Annotated in this window: 26 protein-coding genes and 1 tRNA gene; 13 read left to right on the forward strand and 14 right to left on the reverse strand. The window is 64.2% G+C overall.

Features of this window, described 5'->3' with window-relative positions; all coding sequences use genetic code 11:
• The first annotated feature begins 9 nt into the window (after window positions 1–9).
• Complete coding sequence (locus tag MVA47_RS05235) at window positions 10–447, forward strand: DUF4259 domain-containing protein (protein WP_247206961.1); 438 nt, start codon at window positions 10–12, stop codon at window positions 445–447.
• Here MVA47_RS05235 and MVA47_RS05240 read toward each other — a convergent pair.
• The gene (locus MVA47_RS05240) at window positions 425–1,366 is read right to left on the reverse strand and encodes a TIGR03557 family F420-dependent LLM class oxidoreductase (RefSeq protein WP_374474110.1); all 942 of its coding nucleotides are present in this window, start codon (window positions 1,364–1,366) and stop codon (window positions 425–427) included. The two genes, MVA47_RS05235 and MVA47_RS05240, sit on opposite strands and share 23 nt — an antisense overlap.
• 158 nt (window positions 1,367–1,524) lie before the next feature.
• Here MVA47_RS05240 and MVA47_RS05245 point away from each other — a divergent pair, with 158 nt between their 5' ends.
• The 4 genes from MVA47_RS05245 (at window position 1,525) to MVA47_RS05260 (ending at window position 5,295) form a co-directional block, all read left to right on the forward strand.
• A complete protein-coding gene (locus MVA47_RS05245) occupies window positions 1,525–2,922 on the forward strand; it encodes a wax ester/triacylglycerol synthase family O-acyltransferase (protein ID WP_247206963.1) in 1,398 nt (465 codons plus the stop codon).
• Between the two features lie 73 nt (window positions 2,923–2,995).
• Window positions 2,996–4,084, forward strand: coding sequence for a methylenetetrahydrofolate reductase (locus MVA47_RS05250; RefSeq protein WP_308280493.1), 1,089 nt, complete (start codon window positions 2,996–2,998; stop codon window positions 4,082–4,084).
• Entirely contained in the window at window positions 4,078–4,869 is a 792-nt protein-coding gene (locus MVA47_RS05255; protein ID WP_247206964.1) for a class I SAM-dependent methyltransferase, read from the forward strand. The genes MVA47_RS05250 and MVA47_RS05255 overlap by 7 nt, the downstream gene beginning before the upstream one ends.
• A 9-nt stretch (window positions 4,870–4,878) precedes the next feature.
• Complete coding sequence (locus tag MVA47_RS05260; RefSeq protein WP_247206965.1) at window positions 4,879–5,295, forward strand: GtrA family protein; 417 nt, start codon at window positions 4,879–4,881, stop codon at window positions 5,293–5,295.
• 76 nt (window positions 5,296–5,371) lie between these two features.
• Here MVA47_RS05260 and MVA47_RS05265 read toward each other — a convergent pair whose 3' ends face one another.
• The 6 genes from MVA47_RS05265 to MVA47_RS05290 form a co-directional block, all read right to left on the reverse strand.
• Complete coding sequence (locus tag MVA47_RS05265) at window positions 5,372–6,250, reverse strand: LLM class flavin-dependent oxidoreductase (protein ID WP_247206966.1); 879 nt, start codon at window positions 6,248–6,250, stop codon at window positions 5,372–5,374.
• 138 nt (window positions 6,251–6,388) lie between these two features.
• Entirely contained in the window at window positions 6,389–6,919 is a 531-nt protein-coding gene (locus MVA47_RS05270; protein ID WP_247206967.1) for a hypothetical protein, read from the reverse strand.
• Between the two features lie 127 nt (window positions 6,920–7,046).
• Window positions 7,047–7,985, reverse strand: coding sequence for a glycosyltransferase (locus tag MVA47_RS05275; protein WP_247206968.1), 939 nt, complete (start codon window positions 7,983–7,985; stop codon window positions 7,047–7,049).
• Complete coding sequence (locus tag MVA47_RS05280) at window positions 7,978–8,775, reverse strand: ABC transporter ATP-binding protein (protein ID WP_030167803.1); 798 nt, start codon at window positions 8,773–8,775, stop codon at window positions 7,978–7,980. The genes MVA47_RS05275 and MVA47_RS05280 overlap by 8 nt, the downstream gene beginning before the upstream one ends.
• Before the next feature lie 4 nt (window positions 8,776–8,779).
• Window positions 8,780–9,643 (reverse strand): ABC transporter permease, encoded by an 864-nt coding sequence (locus tag MVA47_RS05285; protein ID WP_247206969.1) that lies wholly within the window; start codon window positions 9,641–9,643, stop codon window positions 8,780–8,782.
• 99 nt (window positions 9,644–9,742) lie between these two features.
• Window positions 9,743–10,282: a bacterial proteasome activator family protein gene (locus MVA47_RS05290; protein ID WP_247206970.1), complete on the reverse strand. Its 540-nt coding sequence runs from the start codon at window positions 10,280–10,282 to the stop codon at window positions 9,743–9,745.
• 90 nt (window positions 10,283–10,372) lie between these two features.
• Between MVA47_RS05290 and MVA47_RS05295 the strand changes: the two genes are divergently transcribed.
• Window positions 10,373–11,569 (forward strand): cysteine desulfurase-like protein, encoded by a 1,197-nt coding sequence (locus tag MVA47_RS05295; protein WP_247206971.1) that lies wholly within the window; start codon window positions 10,373–10,375, stop codon window positions 11,567–11,569.
• Window positions 11,570–11,661: 92 nt separating this feature from the next.
• Here MVA47_RS05295 and MVA47_RS05300 read toward each other — a convergent pair whose 3' ends face one another.
• Window positions 11,662–12,630 carry an NAD(P)H-quinone oxidoreductase gene (locus tag MVA47_RS05300; protein ID WP_247210601.1) on the reverse strand — a complete coding sequence of 323 codons (969 nt, stop codon included), beginning with the start codon at window positions 12,628–12,630 and terminating at the stop codon, window positions 11,662–11,664.
• A gap of 91 nt (window positions 12,631–12,721) precedes the next feature.
• Here MVA47_RS05300 and MVA47_RS05305 point away from each other — a divergent pair, with 91 nt between their 5' ends.
• Both MVA47_RS05305 and MVA47_RS05310 read left to right on the forward strand, forming a co-directional pair.
• Window positions 12,722–13,291 carry a MarR family winged helix-turn-helix transcriptional regulator gene (locus MVA47_RS05305; protein WP_158599296.1) on the forward strand — a complete coding sequence of 190 codons (570 nt, stop codon included), beginning with the start codon at window positions 12,722–12,724 and terminating at the stop codon, window positions 13,289–13,291.
• A 14-nt stretch (window positions 13,292–13,305) separates the two neighbouring features.
• A tRNA-Ser gene (locus MVA47_RS05310) sits at window positions 13,306–13,390 on the forward strand.
• A gap of 177 nt (window positions 13,391–13,567) precedes the next feature.
• Here MVA47_RS05310 and MVA47_RS05315 read toward each other — a convergent pair.
• Window positions 13,568–14,305, reverse strand: coding sequence for a LysR substrate-binding domain-containing protein (locus MVA47_RS05315; RefSeq protein ID WP_247206972.1), 738 nt, complete (start codon window positions 14,303–14,305; stop codon window positions 13,568–13,570).
• A 73-nt stretch (window positions 14,306–14,378) separates the two neighbouring features.
• Between MVA47_RS05315 and MVA47_RS05320 the strand changes: the two genes are divergently transcribed.
• The gene (locus tag MVA47_RS05320; RefSeq protein WP_247206973.1) at window positions 14,379–14,720 is read left to right on the forward strand and encodes a DUF5997 family protein; all 342 of its coding nucleotides are present in this window, start codon (window positions 14,379–14,381) and stop codon (window positions 14,718–14,720) included.
• Between the two features lie 80 nt (window positions 14,721–14,800).
• Here the strand turns inward: MVA47_RS05320 and MVA47_RS05325 are convergent, their stop codons facing one another.
• Entirely contained in the window at window positions 14,801–15,397 is a 597-nt protein-coding gene (locus tag MVA47_RS05325) for a 3-oxoacyl-[acyl-carrier-protein] synthase III C-terminal domain-containing protein (protein WP_374474348.1), read from the reverse strand.
• A 47-nt stretch (window positions 15,398–15,444) separates the two neighbouring features.
• On the opposite strand from MVA47_RS05325, the gene MVA47_RS05330 reads away from it, so the two are divergent.
• Both MVA47_RS05330 and MVA47_RS05335 read left to right on the forward strand, forming a co-directional pair.
• Complete coding sequence (locus tag MVA47_RS05330) at window positions 15,445–16,848, forward strand: guanine deaminase (RefSeq protein ID WP_247206974.1); 1,404 nt, start codon at window positions 15,445–15,447, stop codon at window positions 16,846–16,848.
• 10 nt (window positions 16,849–16,858) lie between these two features.
• Window positions 16,859–17,815: an antibiotic biosynthesis monooxygenase gene (locus tag MVA47_RS05335; RefSeq protein ID WP_247206975.1), complete on the forward strand. Its 957-nt coding sequence runs from the start codon at window positions 16,859–16,861 to the stop codon at window positions 17,813–17,815.
• Window positions 17,816–17,873: 58 nt separating this feature from the next.
• Here the strand turns inward: MVA47_RS05335 and MVA47_RS05340 are convergent, their stop codons facing one another.
• Window positions 17,874–18,731, reverse strand: coding sequence for a chromosome condensation regulator (locus tag MVA47_RS05340; protein ID WP_247206976.1), 858 nt, complete (start codon window positions 18,729–18,731; stop codon window positions 17,874–17,876).
• Between the two features lie 187 nt (window positions 18,732–18,918).
• Here MVA47_RS05340 and MVA47_RS05345 point away from each other — a divergent pair, with 187 nt between their 5' ends.
• Window positions 18,919–19,380 carry a flavodoxin family protein gene (locus MVA47_RS05345; RefSeq protein WP_247206977.1) on the forward strand — a complete coding sequence of 154 codons (462 nt, stop codon included), beginning with the start codon at window positions 18,919–18,921 and terminating at the stop codon, window positions 19,378–19,380.
• A gap of 173 nt (window positions 19,381–19,553) precedes the next feature.
• Here MVA47_RS05345 and MVA47_RS05350 read toward each other — a convergent pair whose 3' ends face one another.
• The gene (locus tag MVA47_RS05350; protein WP_247206978.1) at window positions 19,554–20,003 is read right to left on the reverse strand and encodes a VOC family protein; all 450 of its coding nucleotides are present in this window, start codon (window positions 20,001–20,003) and stop codon (window positions 19,554–19,556) included.
• 212 nt (window positions 20,004–20,215) lie between these two features.
• Here MVA47_RS05350 and MVA47_RS05355 point away from each other — a divergent pair, with 212 nt between their 5' ends.
• Window positions 20,216–20,908 carry a GAF and ANTAR domain-containing protein gene (locus MVA47_RS05355; RefSeq protein WP_247206979.1) on the forward strand — a complete coding sequence of 231 codons (693 nt, stop codon included), beginning with the start codon at window positions 20,216–20,218 and terminating at the stop codon, window positions 20,906–20,908.
• A gap of 11 nt (window positions 20,909–20,919) precedes the next feature.
• Here MVA47_RS05355 and MVA47_RS05360 read toward each other — a convergent pair whose 3' ends face one another.
• Window positions 20,920–21,525, reverse strand: a complete 606-nt coding sequence (locus MVA47_RS05360; RefSeq protein ID WP_247206980.1) for a hypothetical protein — start codon at window positions 21,523–21,525, stop codon at window positions 20,920–20,922.
• A gap of 8 nt (window positions 21,526–21,533) precedes the next feature.
• Complete coding sequence (locus MVA47_RS05365; RefSeq protein WP_247206981.1) at window positions 21,534–22,682, reverse strand: zinc-dependent alcohol dehydrogenase; 1,149 nt, start codon at window positions 22,680–22,682, stop codon at window positions 21,534–21,536.
• Window positions 22,683–22,761: the final 79 nt, after the last annotated feature.

Below are 22,761 nucleotides of genomic sequence, written 5' to 3' on the forward strand. Positions count from 1 at the left end.
GTGTCGGCAATGCATATCTGGGGAACCGGTGTCTTCGACAACGCGCCTGCTGTCGAATGGGCTGATCAATTCGACCGTACGGCTGTCGTGAGACGCCCTGCGTTGATCAGGTCGGCGCTGGCATCAGCAGTACGTGCCGACGATCCCCGCGCATGGTTGGTAGCCCTCGGCGCAGCGACCACAGTGGCGGCCGCATTGCCCGGCGGTCCACTCCTCGCGGTGAACAGCGGCCCGAAATCACTGTCCGACAACCAATTTCAACCCTCCGCCGAGCTTTCTGCGGCCGCAGTGGAAACGCTGGAGCAGTGCATGTCGGGGCAGACCGAGTGGACACGTCTGTGGACACGTGCAGCGCTGCTCGACGACGCAGTCGCAGTTGTCGAAGCGGTGATCGAGGAATTGGAAGAGCGAACTGCACTGACTGTCAGAGTGCGCGAAGCTTCGTGAGCAAAGGCTCCGCTGCCTCGGCCAAGAACTGGTCTTGACTGTCGCCGCCTATTTGAACGAGTGCCACGTCCGTATAACCGGCCTCGATGAACGGCTTCACACTTTCGGCCAATTCATCCAGGTCCGGACCGCAGGCAATTGATGACGCGACATCCTCCGGCCTCACGAATTGAGTGGCGCCGCTGAACGAGGCAGTTGTTGGCAAATCGGCGTTCACCGACCAGCCGCCGGCGAACCAGCGGAATTGGTCGTGCGCGCGGGCGACGGCTGCGTCCTTGTCGGGATCCCAGCAAATCGGGATCTGTCCGATCTTCCGGGACTGCTCGGGGTGGTGCTGATCCCACGACTTCACCAGATCGCCCGAAGGTTCGGTGGAGATCATGTGGTCGCCGAGCGGCGCGAGATGTTCGATTGACCTGTCGCCGGAGACGGCAAGGCCGATCGGGACACCGCCGTCGGGCAGGTCCCAGATGCGTGAGGAGTCCACGCGGAAGTACTTGCCGTCGTAGGTGACGAGTTCGCCCGCGTGGAGTTCGCGGATGATCTTCACGGCCTCGGCCAGCATCTCTTGTCGCTGCTCGACGCCGGGCCAACCCTGACCGACCGTGTGCTCGTTGAGGCTCTCGCCTGATCCGAGGCCCAGGATGAATCGTCCGTCAGCCAGCAACTGCATGGTCGCTGCCTTCTGCGCCACCACGGCCGGGTGGTATCGCATGGTCGGTGCCGTGACGTACGTCGCCAGCTCGACGCGCTCGGTGGCGTGGGCGACCGCTCCCAAGACAGTCCACGCATAGGGCGCATGCCCCTGGGACACGAGCCAGGGAGAGTAGTGATCGCTGGAGACCTCGAAGTCGAATCCCGCGTTTTCGGCTGATACGGCGTAGCGCACCAGATCCTTCGGCCCACTCTGTTCGGTCATCAATGTGTATCCAAAGCGCATGACGCCTGAGTTCCCCCAGAGACGAGCAGTAAACCCCCGAGTACGGCGGGTGCGCGACCGCGCGAGCTTGTAACCTGTTTCACATTCGTGGACTTCGAGTCTCGAGCACACATGGAACCGACAGTCCAGGAGCGCACATGCCGTACATGCCGATCACCGAATCGATGTTCCTGCTGGCCGAATCCCGCGAGCATCCGATGCACGTCGGTGGTCTTCAGCTCTTCGAGCCGGCCGAAGGCAGTTCTGCCGAAGAACTCGGTGAGCAGATGTTCGAGATGCTGCAGGCACAGACCGACGTCTACCGACTTTTCCGGAAACGGCCCGCGTCACCCGTGGCGCTGATGGGTACGGTCCGGTGGACGTACGACAAGGAGATAGACCTCGAATACCACGTGCGCCGAACGGTTTTGCCGCGCCCGGGGCGGATCCGCGAGCTTCTCAAGTACGTCTCGGCAAACCACGGTGCGCTCCTTGACCGTTACCGGCCGATGTGGGAGGTGCATCTGATCGAGGGCCTCGCCGATGGCCGGGTCGCGATGTACACCAAGATCCACCATTCGCTGGTGGACGGTGTGAGCGCGTTGAAGTTGCTCGAGAAGACCCTCGACACCGACCCCGAGGCACGAAACGGGCGCGCCCCCTGGGACCCGGCACTGTTCGCGCGCAAATCCAAGGAATCGTCGGAGGATTCGGGTTCACAGCACGTGGTCGGGCAAGTACTCAGCGGTGGGGCCAAGATCGCCGGGGAACTCGCCGGGCTGGCTCCCGCCGGTGCCCGTCTGGGGCTTCGGGCCGTCCGTGACCGCAACCTGATCCTGCCGATGCAGGCGCCACGCACGATGTTCAACGTGCCGATCGGTGGCGCACGGCGATTCGCGGCCGATCAATGGTCGGCCACCCGGTTGCGTGAGGTGGCGGCGGGCCTCGACATCACGATCAACGACGTGGTCATGGCGATGTGTGCCGGAGCGCTCAGGTCGTACCTGATCGACCAGAACGAGCTGCCCGAACAGCCGCTGATCGCGATGATGCCGGTGTCGATGCACGCCGCGGGCAGCGACACCTCCGAGGGCAACGCGGTCACCGCCATCCTCGCGAATCTCGCCACGGATCAACCTGATCCGGAACGCCGGCTGGCCACTCTCGTGGAGTCGACGCGGTCGAGCAAGAACGTCATCCGCGACCTCAGCCCGCTGATGGCGCTGGGATACGGCGCGGCAGTGATGGCGCCGCTGGCCTTTTCGACGGTGCCCGGATTCGTGCGTTACACCCCGCCCCCGTTCAACATCATCATCTCCAATGTGCCGGGCCCGAAAAAGGACCTGTACTGGAACGGTGCGCGGCTCGACGGTGTCTATCCGGCGTCGATCGCCATGGACGGGCAGGCGTTGAACATCACCGTGGCGTCCAACGGCGACAACATCAATTTCGGCCTGACCGGTGCACGCGCGACGATCCCGAGTCTGCAGCGACTGCTGACCCATCTCGACACAGCACTCGAGGAACTCGAAAAACTCTGTGACATAGCCCGATAATCGTGTGGCGGACCGTTCGCCCGGGCCGCCTCACGATGATTGCCCCTGGCGTCAGCGGGGTAAGCGGATCGTCATGGACACCACGACCGATGGGCCCGACGCCTTCACCGAGTATCGGGGGACGCGGTCGCGGGAATGCCCAAAGCGCATGGTGTTCGGACCATGCGGTGGTGTGCGCGACGACGCCACTTGTGAGATGGACGCCCACATCTGTCCGTTTGCCGTTCTCACCGAACCCATTCCGTGGCCACAGCCGTTGACCAGTCCGGCGTCGCCAAGTGAGTTGATCAACACCTCCCGCACCCACCCGGTGGTGCTGTCCGACCTGTCGGTCCCGGCCTTCGACCGGGGAATCCTCGAACAGGTGGCATCCATTCTGGGTGAGAGCAGCGATGCCGTCCTCGTTGGCGAACACCAGAACCGGCCCGATTACCCGCCGACCGTGATGGCGCAGATCATCCGCGGTGTGGGCGGATGCCCGTGGGTGACGCTGACCTGTCGCGACCGCAACCGTGTGGTGCTCGAGCAGGAACTGATGGGCCTGGGCCAGGCCGGGGCCGACGGCGTCTTCTGCGTCACCGGCGACGGCCGGGCACAGGGTGTTCGACAAGATGTGACACAGGTTTTCGATCTGGACGGAACCCGGCTGGCGGCGCTGGCGGCGCAGGCCGATCTTGCCGTTGGTGTGCCGGAGGCGCCCGAAGCCGTGCCCACCGGCATCCGCCCGGCGCGTCTGCTCGAGAAGCAGAGGGCCGGCGCCCAGTTGGCGGTCCTGAATCATGTCAGCACACCGGAATCGCTCAGGGCGTTCATGTCCGCAGCGCGGGCGCAGGGTGTCACGATGCCGGTCATCGCAGGTGTGGCCGTCTACACCGATGAGCGGTCCGCTCAGGTGCTGGCGGCTTTTCCCGGTCTCCACCTCGACCACTCACAGATCACGAGGGTGCTGGCCGCTGATGACTCGGTCGAGGCGGGCATCGAGACCGCGGTAGACGAAGCAGTAGCCCTCTTGGACATCCCAGGGGTGGTGGGCGTCAACTTGTCGGGGTTGGCGTCGGCGGCCGGCGAGGTTCCGGCGGCGAAGGTCAAGGCAGAGATCGGGCGGCGGCTGCGTGAGCGCCTCGCCGGTGCGGAACAGTCAGTGAAGGCGGCACAGTGGTAGTCGATGCAGAAGCGATGAAAGACGAGTTCGACACGGTCCCGTCCTGGACCGTGCGGGCCGTCGAGACGCTTGGTCGCGAGTACGCTATACCCGCAGCATGTCGCGGCAGCGGCAGTCCCGAGGCACTCCGTTGGCTGGCGGGCAAGCTCGCTCTCGACCCTGAGACCAGCCTCGTCGATGTCGGCGCGGGCATGGGTGGGTCCGCAGAGTTCGTCGCGCGGGAGTTCGGCCCCGAGGTGGTGCTGGTCGAGCCGATGATGGGAGCCTGCCAGGCCGCGCAACGGTTGTTCGGCCGGGCCACCGTCGCGGCTGCCGGCGAGAACCTGCCGTTCGCGTCCGGGACATTCGACAGGGCGTGGTCGCTGGGGGTCGTGTGCACCAGTAGCGACCAGCCGAAGATGCTGCGAGAGCTCCGACGTGTTGTCCATGCCGACGGCCGAGTCGGAGTGCTCGTCTACATCAAGACGGTCGACGACCTGCCGAACCAGCCCGAGGGCAACAACTTTCCGACGCGTGGCGGATTGGACCGACTCGTCGAGGGCGCCGGTATGCGCATCGTCGATCGCGCCGATCTGGCCGACTTCGCTGCTGCCCCCGACTGGTGGCAGCAGCGGGTCACCGAATGCGACGACCTCGTTGCCGAGCGCCACCGCCACGATAGTCGCTGGGACAGTGCATCCGAGCAGGAATCGATCATCACCGGGTTGATCCGGGACGAACTGGTGATCGGCACGATCCTGATCCTGGAACCGACCGAATCGGGGAAGTCGCCGGCTGCCGTTTAGTGTGTTGGGGTGTCTGAGGAGCTAGCACCACGCGTAGGGGTCGACCTGAAGACCCAATTGGTCCGGTTTGTGATCACCGGGGCCGGGTCAGGTGTCCTCGATTTCGGGCTCACCCTGTTGCTCCAGTACGGGTTCGGCATGCCCGAGTGGTTCGCGAAAGCAGTCGGCTTCATCTGCGGCACCACCACGGCGTACCTGATCAACCGTCGGTGGACCTTCGCGGCTGAGCCCAGCGCGCTTCGCTTTGTCGCCGTCGCGGTCCTCTATCTGGTGACCTTCATAGTCCAGGTCGGCATCTACACCGGGCTGTCGAGGGTGTGGGAGGAGACTTTTGTCTACAGCCTCGTTGCCTTCATGATCGCTCAGGGCACCGCAACCGTCATCAACTTCGTTGTGCAGCGAACGGTCATTTTCAAGATCCGCTGACCCCGATCTTGGTGGGAAATGGTGAGGCCCACCTGGGCTTATGCTCGCCCGAACCCACCAAGATCGGGAAGTCGGGTCAGCCGTTGACCTTGCTGATCACCGAGTCGGCGAACATGTTGAGGTTGTCGATCTTCTTCTGGAGCGGTTCGGTGTCGTCGCCGGTGATGTACGGGATCCGGAAGCCGACGATGACGTCGGTGATGCCCTTGTCCTCGAGGCGTTTACAGCCGTCGGGTGTGTACGCGTCGTAGGAGATGACGTGGATCTCGAAGGGGTCGTTCAGCTTCCCTTCGGCCTTGCGGATGTCGTGAATCTTGGCGAGTAGGGCGTCGAGTTCCTCGGGCGGGCCGCCGCCGTGCATCCAGCCGTCACCGCGGATCACGGCGCGCTTGAGTGCCAGATCTGCGTGACCGCCCACGAGAAGCGGGATCGGTTTGGTGGGCGCCGGGTTCATCTTGATCTTCGGGATGTCGTAGAACTCCCCGTGGAACTCGAAGTACTCGCCGGTGCTGAGCCCGCGGATGATGTCCATGCACTCATTCATCCGTTTGCCACGACGCTTGTAGTCCACGCCCATGATGTCGTAGTCCTCGGCCCACGGGCTGGTGCCGACACCGAGCGCGAACCGGTTGTTCGTCAGCACCGCCACCGACATTGCCTGTTTCGCGACCAGAGCCGGCGGCCGGATCGGCAGCTTGAGCACAAACGGATTGAACCGGATCTTCTCGGTGACCGCCCCCATCGCTGCCGCCATCACGAAGGTCTCGATGAAGGCCTTGCCCTCGAGGAACTCCCGACTGCCGTCTTCGGTGTACGGATACGTCGAGTCCGACTCCTCCGGGTAGGCGATGGAGTCGGGGATGGTGAACCCCTCGTACCCGGCAGCCTCAGCCGCTTTCGCCAGCGGCAGGTAGTAGCTCGGATCCGTCATCGCCTCGGCGAATGTGAACCGCATGATCCTCCTAGATGTGTGCCCAGAGTCTGGTCGAGCCAGACCCGTCTCAGTTCAGTAGAACATGTTCTAGTTTGGCTCGGGAACGATTCGGCGAGCTGGCGGTCCCAGCCAGTTCCGACCTCCTGGGGATGACGGCCGTCACGCTGTCTCGTGGTTCGACCATCGACGGGCGTTCGATCGCCTGAGGGTTCGCGCCCACGTCTCGCGAAGTATGACGGCGAAGAAGACAACAAGCATGGCCCAGATCGGCTTCATCACATCGTCGGCGACCACGCCTGGTGAAGCCGCGAGGAACAACCCCCACACAACCATCGGTAGCCCGACTGTCACGATGCCCGACACCAGTCGGCCGTTCGCGACGCCTTCCACGATCGCGGCGAGGACCAGCACCGCAAAAGCAGCCATCGAGTAGAACGCGGTGTCGGTGAACCAGTGATCGGCGGCGAAGCCGGAGGTGGCGAGGGTACAGTCACCGCCTACCGATCCGCGGACGAAGGGGCAGTAGATCCGGACGTCATCGCTGAATCCGGCTGCCCACACGCGTTCGGTCCACCAATTGACTCCTCCGGCGATCAGGGATGCCACCACGAACAGCCACCAACTGATGTCGTTGACACGCGCGGCGACATGCGCGACGTGTGATCTACGGGTTTGTGTCGGGGTTGTCATCCCCGAAGATTCGCACACACCAACACACTTTCGGCAACCGTGTCTTGACCACCGGTACGTCGCCTCAAGCGAACGTCCTGCGACGCGTAGGACTGTCGGTCGACGTCGCCGTGAGTACCCTACGGTCTCAGGGTCGCGAGAACCGTTCCCGACGGCCCAGCGACTGCAAGCGCAACCATTCCCGGAAGCCGGCCAGATCCCGTTGCTGCACAAGGAAATACCAACCGAACCGGGCGTACTCCTGCACCAGCAGTTTGCGCATACCGGGCCTGCTCATCAGATAACCGCGATTGCGGTAGGTGAAGAACCGTTTGGTGTCGTTGTCGGGGTACTGGGTGTGCATCCGCCCACCCATGATCGGCCGGAACTCGTCGGTGCCGTCCGGATGGAGATATGCCGTGGTGAGGCAGGTGCCGAAGTCGAGACCAGACCGAACCAGTCGGCGGTGCATCTCCACCTCGTCGCCGCGGACGAACAGGCGCAGGTCGGGGACGCCGACAGCCTCGATGGCCGATGCGGAGAACAGGGCACCGTTCATCAGTGAGGCGATGCCGGGCAGGAGGTCTGAGGTCTCGTCCCCGGCGAACAGTTCGGATCGCTTACGCCGCCACACCAGTCCACGTCGCAGCGGGAATGCCAGCGTGTCGGGATCGCTGATGTTGCACACCACCGGCGACACCTCGGAAAGCCGATGCGTGACAGCGCATTCGAGCAGTGTGCCGAGAACGTCGCTGCCTTCGGGCCTGCCGTCGTCGTCTGCGCACCACACCCAGTCGGCGCCCAGTGACAGTGCGTGCAGCATGCCGAGCGCAAATCCACCGGCGCCGCCGAGATTGTGTTTCGACCCGATGTAGGTGGTGGGAATGCTCTGCGCGGCAACCAGTTCGGCGACCGCGAGTTCGTCGGCGTTGTCGACGACGATGAGGTGGTCGACGGGCCGACTCTGGGTGGTCAGCACTTCGAGCGATTGCCGCAGCAGTTCGAGGCGACGGTGGGTGACCACCACGCCGATCACGCGGTCCGCGGTCTGCGCGCCTCCGGAGGGGGCCGCGGCGGGCTCAGCCATCCTTTTCGACCTCGGCCAAGACTTCACGTACGTGGCGCGCGGCCTCCGGACCTTCGTAGGCGTGCACCACTTCCTCGATCCCGCCGTCCATCCGAATTGCGCCGTGGTCGATCCAGAGTGCGCGGTCGCAGAGTTGCGCGAGGAACTCGTTGGAGTGACTGGCGAACACCAGGATGCCGGACCGCTTGACCAGCTCCTGCAGGCGGATGCGTGCCTTCTTCATGAACTCCGCGTCGACGGCACCGATACCTTCGTCGAGAATGAGGATCTCGGGATCGATCGAGGTGACCACCCCGAGCGCCACGCGCACGCGCATACCGGTGGAGTAGGTGCGCAGCGGCATCGACAGGTAGTCACCCAGTTCGGTGAACTCGGCGATGTCGTCCATCTTCCGGAGCATCTCGCGGCGGCTCATGCCGAGGAACATGCCCCGGATGACGATGTTCTCGTAGCCCGAGATCTCGGGGTCCATTCCGACACCGAGGTCGAACACGGGTGCCACCCGACCCTTGATGCTGCATGCACCGCGAGTGGGTTCGTAGATCCCCGACAGCAGGCGGAGCAGGGTGGATTTGCCGGCACCGTTGTGCCCGACGAGTCCGATGCGATCACCGTGTTCGAGGTGCAGATTGATCTGCTTGAGTGCCTCGACCACAACGACGTTGGAGTCGTTGGCGCCGATCACGCCTCCGGCGCGGCCGAGCACCGACTTCTTGATGGACCGGGTCTTGGCGTCGAAAATCGGGAAATCGACGCAGGCGTCCCAGGTATCGACTCGAACTGAACTCATGACCTCACACCCAATACGCAACGCGAGCACGGTAATTACGCAGCACCATCAACGCCACTGCCCAGCCGCCGATCGTGCAGGCGATGACGATCAGCCAGTGGTAGAGCGCCACCGACTCGCCCAGCAGCGGACCGCGGGTGATCTCGAGGTAGTGGTACATCGGATTGATCTGGACCAGCTTGACGCGGCTGGAATCGGCCCCGACATTCTTCTCGAGATCGGTGGCACTCCAGATGATCGGCGTCATGAAGAAGACCAGTTGCACTGCGGTGGCCAGTAATTGGCCGATGTCGCGGAACCGCGTGGACAGAATGCCGAACACGATGGACACCCACACGGCGTTGAGTACCAGCAGTGCGATGCCGGGGATGACAAACACCACGGTCCAGGTCACCGGCTGCGGGAAGATGATCAGCAACACCGCATACAGCGGGATGTTGTGCGCGAAGATGATCAGCTGCCGCCAGGTGAGGCGGTACACGTGCACGCTCAGCGGGGCAGGGATCTGTTTGATCAGCCCCTCGTTGGTGGTGAAGAGCTCTGCACCTTCGAGGATCGATCCGGAGATGAAACCCCAGAATATGAACCCGAGCATGACGTACGGCAGGAAGGTATCGATCTCGTTGCCGAACAGCTGCGAGTAGAGAAGTCCCATGGCCACCGCCGTCACCGCTGTGGCGATGGTGATCCAGAGGGGGCCGAGGAGGGAGCGGCGGTATCTCTGTTTGATGTCCTGCCAGCCGAGGAGCAACCACAGCTCCGACTGGCGGAAGCCGGCTGCGAGGTCGCCGAATGCCCGGCGGAAGGACCGGGAATCGGACTCCGCTGAGGGCGGGCGCACCGGCTCGCGATCGACTGCTGTTGACACGAGAGACGAGCCTACCGTCAACGCCCGCCCGCCCCGGACGCCGCAGTTGTCGATCTCGGCAAACCGGGCACCGCAGGCCTACCGGCGGCAGGCGTCGGATCAGAGGTACTGACCGGTGCCCGCGACTCCGTGAGGCGGCCCACCGGGGCCACCCATCGGACCCGACGGCGGCAATTGCCCTTGACGCATCTGCTCGAGCTGGGCCCGCGCGGCCATCTGCTGGGCGAACAGTGCGGTCTGGATGCCGTGGAACAGTCCTTCGAGCCAGCCGACCAGCTGCGCCTGGGCGATCCGCAGTTCCGCGTCGGACGGCGTGTTGTCGTCGGAGAACGGCAGGGCCAGCCGTTCGAGCTCTTCGCGCAGCTCAGGGGCCAGGCCGTCTTCCAGCTCGCGAATCGACGACTGGTGGATCTCGCGCAGCCGAACCCGGCTGGCGTCGTCGAGAGGTGCCGCCCGCACTTCTTCGAGGAGTTGCTTGATCATCGTGCCGATCCGCATCACCTTCGCCGGCTGCTCGACCATGTCGGCGACACCCTGCTGTTCGTCACCTTTACCCTGGTCGGAGTTCGCCGACGGCACCACAACGATGCCGTCGTCGCTGTCGGACGGGGGTCCCTGGTTGAAAATGTCTTCGGCCATGTCCCCATTGTCCAGATGTCCCGATCTCGTGTTCGCAGCAGGCCCACAACTCAGGTGGCAGCGTCGGAAGGACGGTCTATGGTGACTGCCATGGCTTATGACGTCGCACGCGTACGGGGATTGTTCCCGTCGCTGGGAGACGGCTGGATCCATCTCGATCCCCAGGCAGGGATGCAGATCCCGGACTCGGTGGCGACCACGGTGTCCAAGGCGTTCCGTGGGCTGGTCTCCGAACCCGGTGGCATCTATCCCGCGGCGAAGAAGACGGCCGGCGTCGTCGACGCGGCACGGCAGGCCGTCGCGGATCTCGTCAACGGCGATCCGCGGGGAGTTGTGCTCGGTCCGTCGCGCGGGCAGTTGCTCAGCGTTCTGGCCGAATGCGTCAACACGCGGGTGTGGCTCGGTTCGGAAGTGGTGGTGAGCCGCCTCGACGACGAGGCCAATGTGGTGCCTTGGCTGCGCGCTGCTGATCGGTTCGGCGCCAAGGTCCGCTGGGCCGAGGTGGACATCGAGAACGGCGAACTGCCCGTCTGGCAATACGAAGGTCTGGTCAGTCGGTCCACGAGTGTGGTCGCCATGCCACTGGCGTCATCGACGCTGGGCACGGTGGCCGACGTGGCGGCCGCGGCGGTCACCGTTCACGCGATCGACGGTCTGCTGGTGGTGGACGCCACCAGCGCAGCGCCGTACATGCCGCTGGACATCGAGGTACTGGGCGCGGACGTGCTGGTGGTCAGTGCGAAGCGCTGGGGCGGCCCGTCCACCGCAGCGCTGGTGTTCCGTGACCCGGAGATGCTCACCCGCGTGCGGTCGATGTCGCTGAACCCGGATGCACAGGGGCCGGAACGGCTCGAGGTCGACGGACATCAGCACGCGTTGCTCGCCGGCCTGGTCGCTTCGATCGAACACCTTGCGGCGCTTGATGAATCGGCCACCGGAACCCGGCGCGAGCGGCTGGTCCAGTCGATGACGGGCCTGGCGGAGTACTCGCAACGACTGCTGCGCTACCTACTCAACTCGCTGCGGCAGCTGAACTTCGTGAACGTCATCGGTGATGCGCCGGTTCAGATTCCGGCGGTCAGCTTCACGGTCTCCGGGGTCACCGCGGACAAGGTGGTCCGGCGCCTGGCCGACAACGGCATCAGCGCGCTGGCCGATGTGAACAGTCGGGTGTTGTCCGGGATCGGGGTCAATGACGTCGGCGGTGCCGTCACTATCGGCCTCGGGCCGTACACCACGCCGTATGAGGTCGACCAGCTCGTTCGCACCCTCGGTTCTCTCGGCTGACGCCACCACAATCGTCCCGTTGAGGCGCCTTCCGAGGGCATAACTCCCTCGGTGCCCGCCCAGGGGGCCGATCTTGGTTGGGAACCCCGGGATCAGACGGTCAGCAACACCTTGCCGGTCACCTTCCCGGATTCGAGCAAGGCGTGTGCCTCGCCCGCCTTGTCCAGTGAAAATGTTGCTCCGACAACAGGTTTGACGCGACCATCGGCGATCATCGGCCAGGTGGTCGCGATGGTGTCAGCAACGATCGCCGCTTTGTCCGACTGCTCGCGACCCCGCAAGGCCGTCGCATGGATGGTGCCGCGTTTGGACAGCAGTGCACCCAGGTTGAGTTCGGCCTTGACGCCGCCCTGCATGCCGATCACCACCAGCCTTCCGTCCGAGGCCAACGCAGATACGTTGCGGCTCAAGTACTTTGCCCCGATGATGTCGAGGATGACGTCGGCGCCGCCGTGGGTCTTGAGCACCTCGACGAAGTCGTCGTCGTGGTAGTTGATGGTGATGTCGGCGCCGAGATCGCGGCACAGTTCCAGCTTTTCGGCTGAGCCGGCGGTCACGGCAACCGTGGCTCCGAGAGCCTTCGCCCACTGGATGCCGTGGGTGCCGATGCCGCTTGCCCCACCGTGGAGCAGCAGCAGTTCGCCGCGCTGCAGATGAGCGGTTCGTTTGAGGTTGGACAGCACCGTGCAGGCAACCTCGGGGAGGGCTGCGGCCTCGATCAGGTCGACCGAGTCGGGTACGGGCAACAAGTGCTCGGCGGCCACGGTCACGTATTCGGCGTAACCGCCGCCGGCGATCAACGCGCACACCTGTTGTCCGATTTCCCATCCCGTGACCTCGGTGCCGAGTTCGGCGACGGTGCCCGAGACCTCCATCCCGATGACGTCGCTCGCGCCCGGTGGAGGCGGGTAGTTTCCTTGGCGTTGCAGCAGGTCGGCGCGGTTCACGCCGGCGGCGGCCACTTTCACCAGAACCTCACCTGCAGCGGGGGACGGTCGTTCGACGTCGGTGATCACCAGGTTCTCCGGCGGTCCGAACTCGGTGACGGTCACTGCGCGCATGTTGCTCATGTCTCAACCAATACCCCAGTCCTGCCGTCGAAGTGCGGAACCGCATGGCCGGCTGGTGCGTCACTTCTATGGTGACCGCGTCTTGACGAGCGAAAACGTTCGGCGGATCACCGTATTGGTGCGGGGTAACCTGTGCTTCACATTGCTGATCGGTGACCGGGAATGGACCATGACAGAGGACGATGTGCCGTGGCTTGACGAGGCTGAGCAGATGGCGTGGCGTTCGTTCATGGACGGCACCCAACGTCTGTTCGACGCCATCAACGATGCCCTGGTCACCGCGTCGGGTCTCACCTTTGCCGACTACCGCATCCTGGTTCTTCTGTCCGAACACGACCACATGCGGATGAGTGACCTGGCAGATGGCGCGCTTGCCACCAAGAGCACCATCTCCCGCCGGGTGGACAGGCTGGTGGAGGCCGGATTCATCGAGCGGATGGCCAAAGACCAGGACCGGGACCTGCGCAACCGGGAATGCCGCATCACCGATCTGGGTCGAGAGAAATTGCACGAGGCGGCCAAGGGTCATGTGCTCGCGGTGCGCACCTACCTGCTCGACCACCTCGACGACCACGAGCGCGACGCGATGGCCACCACCTTCGCCAAGGTGGATACCTGGCTCCGTGAGAACGAACGACTCCGCGTCAAGTAGGCTCACTGACCGAAGGAAGCGTGGCAGAGCGGCCGAATGCACTCGCCTTGAAAGCGAGCGTGGGTAAAACCACCGGGGGTTCAAATCCCTCCGCTTCCGCTGCACGTCAGGGGCGGTTTCAATAAACCGCCTCTGACACCGAGGTTCCTCCTTTTATCCGGATCACCGCGCTCCACACCCTTCTTAAGTAACCGCACCCCCGGAAATGGGTCGTTTTGGCGGAGCCCACCTGGGCTTTCGTTCGCCAAGCCGACCCATTTCCGGAGGGCGGGCTCGTCACCGCCTCGGTTTACGTGGGCCCTTCCCGGGGGTCTTTCCGGCGGCTTCTCTGGAAGCGCGCTTGGCAGCGACCTTCTCTTTGGCCGACCGTTTCGGGGCAGGTTCGGACTGACTCCGCGACGACGTCGCCTTACGTCCGCGCACGATGCCGATGAACTCCTCGGCGAGCTCAGATGTCGGTGCCGGCCACAGTAGGCCCACCGATCCGGTTGGCGCGTCGGTCACCGGGCGATAGGCAAGGTCTTTGCGATGGTGCAGCCGGGCCAGCGACTGCGGGACCAGCAAGAGTCCGGTGCCCGCCGCGACGAGTTCGATTGCGTCGCTGGTGGTTTGCGGTCGATGTTCCACTGCCGTTCCCGGCCGTTGCCCGACCACCAGCGGTTCGTCGAGTGGCCACAGGAGTTGTTCGTCCGCCAGATCGTCGATGCCGATCTCATCGACTGCGGTGAAGACGTGGTCTTTCGGCACGACCACGACGGTCGTTTCCTGGTAGAGCTCGATGGTGTGGTGCGGCCCCGGGTCGTGGTGATCCAGGGCATCAGGCAGCCGGGTTATTGCCATCTGTATCCGCCCGTCGCGGATGGCATCGGCGCATGCGGCGACGTCGATCGGGACGAGTTCGAGTCGCACCTGCGGTAGGCGCTCACTCCAGGTCCGTGCCCATTTGCCGGGTGTCACGCCGGGCACAAACGCCAGCTGAAATGAGAAGGCATTACCTGGCGCGGTCACGCCCACAGGCTACCGGCCGATAGTCTCGGTTCATGAGTTCGCAGTCGATGAAGCCGCCACCGCCGCCAAGAAGTTGGACGTGTACCTGCCGGCGACGCCCGCCGAGTTCCAGGAGGGCGTCATCACCCGTGCCGAACTCGAAGCGCTGCAGGCGGACCCGCCGAGTTGGCTACGTGATCTGCGCATCAAGGGACCCCATCCGAAGAACCTGGTGGCGATGAAGCTCGGCGTTTCGAAGGGCGCGCTGGTGCGCCACGAGATCACCGAGGCGCTGACCACCGAGCAGATCAACGAACTCCTGTCCGAGATGCCCGATTGGCTCGAAGCCGAGCGCGCCACGCAGGTCGAGGTTCGCGCCGAAGCGGCCGCACCAAAGTCGATGCCTCCTGCCGAGCGGCCACGTTCACGCAAGCGGCGATGAACGCCCGAAATGGGTCCTTTTGGCGGAGCCCACCTGGGCTTGTGTTCGCCAAAAGGACCCATTTTCCGGAGGGGTGGGGTCTAGAAGCTGGCCCCCGCTGGGGCGGGTGGCAGGGTGACGACCTGGGCGGCGTAGCTCAGGCCGGCGCCGAATCCGAGGATCAGCGCGGTCTGGCCGCCCTTCGCCTTGCCGGATACCAGCATCTCCTCGATGGCCAGCGGGATCGACGCGGCGGACGTGCTGCTGGTGGTCTCGATGTCGTTGGCAACCGGGACATCGTCGGCCAGACCGAGATTGGCTTTCATCAGGGTGTTGATCCGGGCATTGGCCGGATGGGGCACAAAGACCTCGATGTCCTCGAGGGCCACACCTGACCGTTCGATGACACTCGACAGCGCCTTGGGCAGAGTGATTGCGGCCCAACGGAACACGCGGGTGCCCTGCATGGCGACGACCATGCGCCCGACCGGGTCGGGCTCCGAGTCTTTCGACGGGAACTCCTCGGTGCGGTCCATGTACTCGGGGATGTCGTAGTTCTGGGAGATCGCATCGCTGTTCTCACCGTCGCTGCCCCACACGGTGGGGGAGATGCCGTTGTCCGCGCTCGGTCCGACGACCATGGCGCCGGCCCCGTCGCCGAAGATGAATGCGGTGTTGCATCGTGTCTGTTGGACGATTTGGTTTTCGTCACACGAACCGGTCCGTTGAGTGCTTTGCTTGACGCGTGAAACATGTCTATCGCGGTCAAATCTTTCATGTCGCCGGGTCGGTGAAGGTCACCACGGCTGAAGAAGCGCTGGTCTTCGTCGCCGACGGGGCATTGGTGGTGGACAGCGAGGGCACCATCGAGTGGTGCGGCGAGTTCGCCGACCTACCCGCCGAGCACGAGCACGCGGCGATCGTCGACTACCGGCCCGGTTTCATCCTGCCGGGGTTCGTCGACACCCATATCCACTTCCCGCAGACCTACGCCGGTGACTCCTACGGCGGCGGGCAATTGCTCGAATGGCTCGAGAGGTGCATCTTCCCCTCCGAATCCAAGTTCGGTGACCGCGACTTCGGGCGGGCCGCGGCAGTGGAGTTCACCAATCAGCGGGTGCGGGCGGGTACCACCGCGGCGATGGTGTTCGGCTCGGCGTTCCCTGACGCGCAGGATGCGCTGTTCGAGGAGACGCAGCGCCGTGGACTGCGGGTCGTCAGTGGTCGCGGCATCCAGACACGAGGACCCGACTCGGCCGGCCCGCTGATCACCAGCGAGGAGAAGGCCATCGAACTGACCGCTGCGGAGGTGGACAAGTGGCACGCCGCCGACACCGGCGACGTCGCGACTGCGCTGCTGCATGTGGCTCTGGTGCCGAGGTTCTCGCTGTCGGTGACCCCGACGACGATGGCAGCGCTGGGCGAGCTCTACACCGACCTGCGGTCGAAGGGTGTCTACGTCCACACCCATCTCAACGAGAACAACCGTCCCGGCACCGGTGAGGTGGACGCCACCAAGGCCGACTACCAGGTGAACTCGTACCTCGACACCTACGACGGCAAGTTCCTGCCCGGCTCGAAGGTCGGTGGCGAATCGCTGCTCGGACCGCGCACAATCATGGCCCACTCGGTGCACTGTCAAGACGGTGAGCTCGCCCGGATGGCCGAGACCGGCACCTCCATCTCCCATTGCCCGGTGTCCCAGTTGTTCCTGGGGTCGGGCACGATGCCGTGGCTGCGGACAGTGGCATCAGGCGTCAACATCTCACTCGGCACCGACCACGGTGGCGGTGACGAATGGCTGATCTCGCGAGTTGCCAACGACGCCTTCAAAGTTCACATCACCGAGCCCGGCGATGCCGGTGTGTCCATGCACCCGGCCGAGATGTTGTTCGTCGCGACCCTCGGCGGGGCGCGGGCGCTGGACATGGAAAACCGGTTCGGCAACTTCGACACCGGCAAGGAGGCTGATTTCGTGGTGATCGATCCCGAGCGTTGGCCGTCGCTGGCCAACGCCATCGACAACGGCGCCCGCGCCGATGACGAGAAGATGGCACGCGACCAGATGCTGTTCGCCTTGCTGATGCAGCTCCGAGAGCCGGCGATCAGCGCCGTCTACGTCAAGGGCCGCAAGATCGACGACGTCTGACTCCGCTGTTGTGACCGAAAGATCGACTGAGGCAACGGTACTCGTTCCGTTCCACGATGTACCGGACGCCCAGTTCGAGTCATGGTTCGAGGAACTCGCCGCCCGTATCCAATCGGCGCCCGGTCATCTGTACACCCTGTCGGCGGAACACGCGCAACGGGCAGTGGCCCTGACGTTCGACACCGAGGAGTCGTTGCACCGCTGGCTGGATTCGGCAGAGTGGGCCGACGCGGTGAAAATGGCTGCCGAGAACGGTATCCGGCGGGAGTTCAGCGACCTCGTGATCGTCGAAGGCCAGGTGCCTCCCACCGGAGTGGCGTTGTTCCGTCACAAGGTCGATCAAGAGAACGTCGCCGGGTTCATCGACGCCCAGCGCACCTTGATGGACCTGAACGCCGCCGCCCCCGGCTATGAGTTCGCAGTTTTGTTCGGCCCCAGGGAGCTGGCTGACGGTACCGATGAATGGAGCGCCGTTCTCAAGTTCCGCAACGACGAGTCGCTCGCCGCCTGGGTTGACTCACCCGACCGTGCCGACGCCTTGACCCAGTTGCGGTCGCATCTGTCAGAGGAGTACTCGGCGTCGTTCGAACACAACACCTTCGGATCCATCATGCGGGTCACCGACGGAAAGCCAACCGTCACGCCCGAATGGAAGGTCGCGATGATGGTGCTGTTGGTGCTCTATCCGACCGTGATGACCCTGTCGCGATTTGTCGGACCGGTGCTCGATGGATGGGGCGCCGACCCCTGGCTGTCGATGTGGCTCAGTCAGATCCTGTCGGTGTCGCTGCTGACCTACGCGTTGATGCCACTGGCCACCTGGGCATTCAGTTTCTGGCTGGACCCTGCCCGGGGCTCTTCTGTGAAAGTCTCGGTGACCGGTGCAGTTGCCGTGTGCGTGCTGTACGCGCTCACGCTCACCGTGTTCGCCTCCGTGCGGTGGTTGCAGTTCTGGGACTACGCCTGAGCGTCCCGCAGCCCGAGGACGTCTTGTCGGCCTTCTTCGGCCCTCCTGCGAACGCCGGCTAGGGTCGGCGGGGCCGACCGTCGGGGTCGATGCGCCATCGCCCGACATCGCACTGTCCGTCGTCGTTGTTCCCCGTGGCCATGACCGAACCGTCGGCTCGTAACCCGAGGGTGTGGGTCGAGCCGGCCGCGACGGCGACGATATCCCGCCACGACCCGACGTCGCATTGTCCACGGGAGTTGTTGCCTGCGGCGCGGACTCGACCTCCTGCGTCGATCCCGAAAGTGTGATGACTGCCGGCGCAGACCGCCACGACGTCACGCCATCGGCACGCGTCCGCGATTCCTGCACCGCGGTCGCCGACTGCGAACACCCGGCCATCGGCATCGAGCGCGACGGTGTGCAAATAGTCCGCCGCGACGGCCCTCACCCGGCGCCACCCGGTGACCTCGCATTGAGCTCTACGGTTGTTGCCCACCGCAGCCACGGTGGCGTCCGCCCGGACCCCTACCGTGTGCCAATCCCCGGCGGCCACAGCAACCATCTCGCTCCACCCGTCGACATCACAGGCACCCTCGCGGTGACGTCCTCGCGCGCATGCTGATCCGTCCGCGAAGACGGCCACCGTACGCCGCCAACCAGCAGCAATGTCCGCTACGTTCACCCAGTCGGCGACCTCGCACTGCCCATCGTCGTTCCACCCGGTGGCGACGACGGTACCGTCGGTGCGCAATCCGACAGTGTGCGATCGACCCGTATTGGACGCCGTGTGCACGTTCCCAGCCGCGACAGCAGCTATGCCCCGCCAATCGCCCACCCAGGTCTCTGGAGCCAGCAGGTCGCCGGCGGCAACCACCGAGCCATCGGCGACCACACCGACCGAATGACGCCGTCCGGCAGCGATGAGTTTGCCCATCAGCAGGACCCTAGTCGGCAACAAAGACCCGAAGGTACTGCACGCCACTCGGTCAGGTCGGACGTATTCGAACTGCCAGTGTTCTGCGGTGCACCCTGCCTTGTCACAAATGACATGTCGCCGCGGTCTAACAGGTGGACCGAGTAAGACTGACTACAGGAAGAACTGTGCCGTGGAAACGATTTTGGTGACATCGTCGCGATCGCAGCATCGCAATACTCGCCGCATCGCCGACGCTCTCGGCGACGTACTCGAGGCCCGCGTGCTGACGCCCGCACAAGCTACTCCCGCCGTCCTCGAGCAAGCCGCTCTTGTGGGGTTCGGGTCAGGAATCTACTGGATGGGCTTTGACCAGCGGCTTGTGGACTGCATCCGGCCGCTTCCCGACATGTCGGGCCGTAACGCTTTCGTGTTCGCAACCAGCGGCCTGCCCGAGCCCCCGTTTCGGCGGTACACGCACCGGCTCGGGCTCATTCTCGAAGACCGCGGATTCCGGCTTGCGGGATCCTTCACGTGCCGTGGCCTCGACACATGGGGACCGTTCAAACTGGTTGGCGGAGTAAGTAAAGGGCGCCCCGATGCCGGTGACGTCGCGGCGGCGAAGAACTTTGCCGAAAGTATGCGTCTCATCGCAGAGGATGGGACTTAGGAGGTCTTGCGGTATCGATCGATGTCCGAGTGCACCCCGTAGTTGAGCACGACCGACACGGACAGGCCTGATCTGAACACCATCCCCGCTTTGTTGAAAACTCGTAGGACGATCGCGGGAGAAGCACATCGGGGAGAACCCTGAACCCCGGCCATGGTTCCGATTCCCCGGTGCTATTCGTCAGAGTCCGCGATTGCGAGCGCCTGGGCGAACATGACAAGAATCCCGCTCGGCCCACGCACGTAGGTGAGCTTGTAGATCCCCTGATAGTTGGCGACGCCGCGGAGCGGGTGGTGGCCGTGCCGTGCTGCGATCGCGAGGGCCTCATCGATGTCGTCGACGGAGAAGGCGATGCGGTGCATGCCGATCTCGTTGGGCAGCGTGGGTGGCGTATCGATCGCCTCGGGGTGGATGTATTCGAACAGTTCGATCTGTCCGTGTCCGTCCGGAGTCTGTAGGACGGCGATCTTCGCGTGGTTTCCGTCGAGGCCGACAGCGGTGTCGGCCCACTCACCGCTGACCGTGTCGCGGCCGAGAACCGTGAGTTCGAGATCTGAGAAGAAACTGATCGTGGCCTCGATGTCGCGTACGGCAATACCGATGTTCTCCAGCTTGATGGTCATCAGTGGGTCTCCTTGTTGTTGTGCGGGGTGGCGGTTCACGGTCAGTCCTCACCAGCAGACCGCCTTGCCATCGGCATTCAACCCGTAGACGGTTCTGATCTCTCCTTCGACATCCCCGCGCATCTAATTGCGGACCAGGCCCATCCACCCCGGTGCTCTGCACCGAATTGCATCAAGAGCCAGCGAACATCACATGGATTTTGAGGAGCGTCGTGGAAAACCCCGACATCGAACTCGATCTGACGGCCCGAATGGTCGCCGTGGCGGGCACCCTGCGGTCGAACAGCAACGGCGTCGACACGCTTGCGCAGGCCGTCACCAAGACGGCGGTGGACTGCATCCCGGGCACCGAGTGCGCAGGTGTCATCGCGTGCCTGGGGCCTCACGGTGAGCCGGTGGCGGGCAACGGGCTGGCAAGCCAGGCTGATCAGCTCCAGCACGAGCTACGCGAGGGCCCGGCCGTGCGCCCCAAGGCCGATCGCTCTACCGTGTGGATCGACGACTTCGACTCAGAGGACCGTTGGCCACGGTTCGCCGCACGCGCGCAGGAGCTGGGTATCGCCTCGATGGCGAGTTTTCGATTGTTCTCCGGCAAGGACGACCTGGGAACCCTCAATCTCTACAGTTCGACCAAAAAGGCGTTCGACGAACGCGCCCGCACACTCGGCGAGGTGTTCGCTGCACACACTGCCGTGGCGTTCTCGGTGCTTCGCGAGCGCGAGAACCTCTCCGTCGCGCTGACCAGCCGTGACCTGATCGGACAGGCCAAGGGAATGGTGATGGAGCGCTACGGCATCGGCGCCGATGAGGCGTTCGCGTTGTTGGCCAGGCTGTCCCAGGAGTCGAATACGAAGGTTGCCGAGATCGCGAAGCAGGTCGTGGAAGCCGGATCAGACCCGGTCTGATCCGACCTGAGCTAGCGCCTCTTCGTCGCTACAGCTCGAGCCGTGTAGCCGATGGCAGCCCCCGCCGCGATCCATGGTCCGCCCACCAGGATGGGATCGATCCATGCATGGTTCTTGTCCACTCGTTTGGTTCCGGTGCGCGATGCAAATCCGTTGTGGGTGAACTCGCTCCGGATGCCGGTCTGGGTGATCGGATTGTCCGGTCGCAAGGTGAGGAAGGACGCGAGGTGGGCCTCTACGGCGTTCACACGATCAGCGCCGAGAAGGAGCAGCCAGTGCGCCGCGCGACCTTCGCTGTAGCGATAGGCGACTTTGCGAATCACGCCCGACAACCCGGACGGGGGCGTCGACGTACCGAACACGGGTGTGAGAAAGCGATGTTCGATGGATCTCTCTCGCGGCCACTTCTCTGGTTGCCGTTCGGGGAAGTCCCAGTGAGCGCCGGTCGCGTCGGGGTCGAACCGTTGTTGAGGAACAGCAGGGCGGTCCTTCGGGTCCAGGTCCACGCCCCAACCGGGAATCCTCGCCCGCAGCTCGTCGCTCGATGGGGACGCGGGCCTCTTCGAGGTGTAGGTGGGCACCTGATCGGTCGGCTTCTTCGGGGCTGGTGATGTCATGACTCTCCTCAGGCCGCGTCGGTGACGATGATCGGTTTGATGCACTCGTCGAGCTTCGACGAGAAGATGTGGTAGCCCTCGGCGATGTGCTCGAGCGGGATGCGGTGCGTGACAATGTCATTCGGCTTGATGTGGCCGTTCCTGATGTGCTCGAACAGCCGTGGCCATTGCCGTTTGACGGGACACTGGTTCATCTGGAGGGTCAGTCCCTTGTTCATCGCGTCACCGAACTTGACGGCGCTGAACATCGGTCCGTATGCACCCATCACCGACACGGTTCCGCCTTTGCGGACCGAGTCGATGGCCCAGTTGAGGGCAACGGGAGAACCGCCCTGCAACTTGAACTTCGATGCCGCAACGTGCTGCAGAAAATTCCCGTCCGCTTCTGCGCCCACTGCATCGATGGCCACGTCTGCACCGAGATAGTCCGTGGACTTCTTCATCTGCACCACGATGTCGTCGTATTCCGCGAAGTTGAGGGTTTCGGCGTGCGCGAAAGTGCGGGCCTTGTCGAGGCGGTACTCGAGGTGATCGATCACGATCACCCGTCCGGCGCCCATGAACCACGATGAGAGGGCTGCGTAGAGACCCACCGGTCCCGCGCCGAAAACGGCCACCGTGTCGCCCTCTCGGATACTGCCGAGCTGTGCGCCGAAGTAGCCGGTGGCCAGCGCGTCGGTCAGCAGCAACGCGTCTTCGTCGTCCATCCACTCGGGGATGATCGCGGGGCCCACATCGGCGAACGGGACGCGGACGAACTCGGCCTGGCCTCCGTCGTATCCACCGCACGTGTGCGAGTAGCCATAGATGCCCCCGACCGCCGTGGCGTTCGGATTGACGTTGTGGCAGTTGGAATACAGTCCGCGGGCGCAGAAGTAACAGGAGCCGCAGTAGATGTTGAACGGCACCATCACCCGGTCGCCCGGCGACAAATTCTGGACTGACGAGCCCACCGATTCGACCACTCCGATGAACTCGTGACCAAACGTCATTCCGGGACGTGTATCGGGCATCATGCCGTGGTACAGATGCAGATCTGAGCCGCAGATCGCCGCGCGGGTCACCCTCACGATGGCGTCGTTGGGGTGTTCGATCGGAGGAATGTCTTTCTCCTCCACGCGCACTTTGTATGGACCTCGGTAAACCATTGCCTTCATGCTGTCCTCCGCGCCAGTTGTTGTTGATGTGGGCCTACCCCGCGTGCGGAACCGGGAAACTGTCGGCACAACGGGCGGT

It is taken from the genome of Williamsia sp. DF01-3, from assembly GCF_023051145.1.
In the GTDB taxonomy this organism is placed as follows: Bacteria; Actinomycetota; Actinomycetes; order Mycobacteriales; family Mycobacteriaceae; genus Williamsia.

Coding starts and splice junctions, on each gene's coding strand:
- MVA47_RS05350 (WP_247206978.1), bottom strand. CDS start 20,003: ATGACCATCAAGCTGGAGAACATCGGTATTGCCGTACGCGACATCGAG.
- MVA47_RS05360 (WP_247206980.1), bottom strand. CDS start 21,525: ATGACATCACCAGCCCCGAAGAAGCCGACCGATCAGGTGCCCACCTAC.
- MVA47_RS05235 (WP_247206961.1), top strand. CDS start 10: ATGCATATCTGGGGAACCGGTGTCTTCGACAACGCGCCTGCTGTCGAA.
- MVA47_RS05240 (WP_374474110.1), bottom strand. CDS start 1,366: ATGACCGAACAGAGTGGGCCGAAGGATCTGGTGCGCTACGCCGTATCA.
- MVA47_RS05280 (WP_030167803.1), bottom strand. CDS start 8,775: ATGAGTTCAGTTCGAGTCGATACCTGGGACGCCTGCGTCGATTTCCCG.
- MVA47_RS05365 (WP_247206981.1), bottom strand. CDS start 22,682: ATGAAGGCAATGGTTTACCGAGGTCCATACAAAGTGCGCGTGGAGGAG.
- MVA47_RS05270 (WP_247206967.1), bottom strand. CDS start 6,919: ATGACAACCCCGACACAAACCCGTAGATCACACGTCGCGCATGTCGCC.
- MVA47_RS05245 (WP_247206963.1), top strand. CDS start 1,525: ATGCCGTACATGCCGATCACCGAATCGATGTTCCTGCTGGCCGAATCC.
- MVA47_RS05250 (WP_308280493.1), top strand. CDS start 2,996: ATGGACACCACGACCGATGGGCCCGACGCCTTCACCGAGTATCGGGGG.
- MVA47_RS05275 (WP_247206968.1), bottom strand. CDS start 7,985: ATGGCTGAGCCCGCCGCGGCCCCCTCCGGAGGCGCGCAGACCGCGGAC.
- MVA47_RS05295 (WP_247206971.1), top strand. CDS start 10,373: ATGGCTTATGACGTCGCACGCGTACGGGGATTGTTCCCGTCGCTGGGA.
- MVA47_RS05290 (WP_247206970.1), bottom strand. CDS start 10,282: ATGGCCGAAGACATTTTCAACCAGGGACCCCCGTCCGACAGCGACGAC.
- MVA47_RS05340 (WP_247206976.1), bottom strand. CDS start 18,731: ATGGGCAAACTCATCGCTGCCGGACGGCGTCATTCGGTCGGTGTGGTC.
- MVA47_RS05265 (WP_247206966.1), bottom strand. CDS start 6,250: ATGCGGTTCACATTCGCCGAGGCGATGACGGATCCGAGCTACTACCTG.
- MVA47_RS05300 (WP_247210601.1), bottom strand. CDS start 12,630: ATGCGCGCAGTGACCGTCACCGAGTTCGGACCGCCGGAGAACCTGGTG.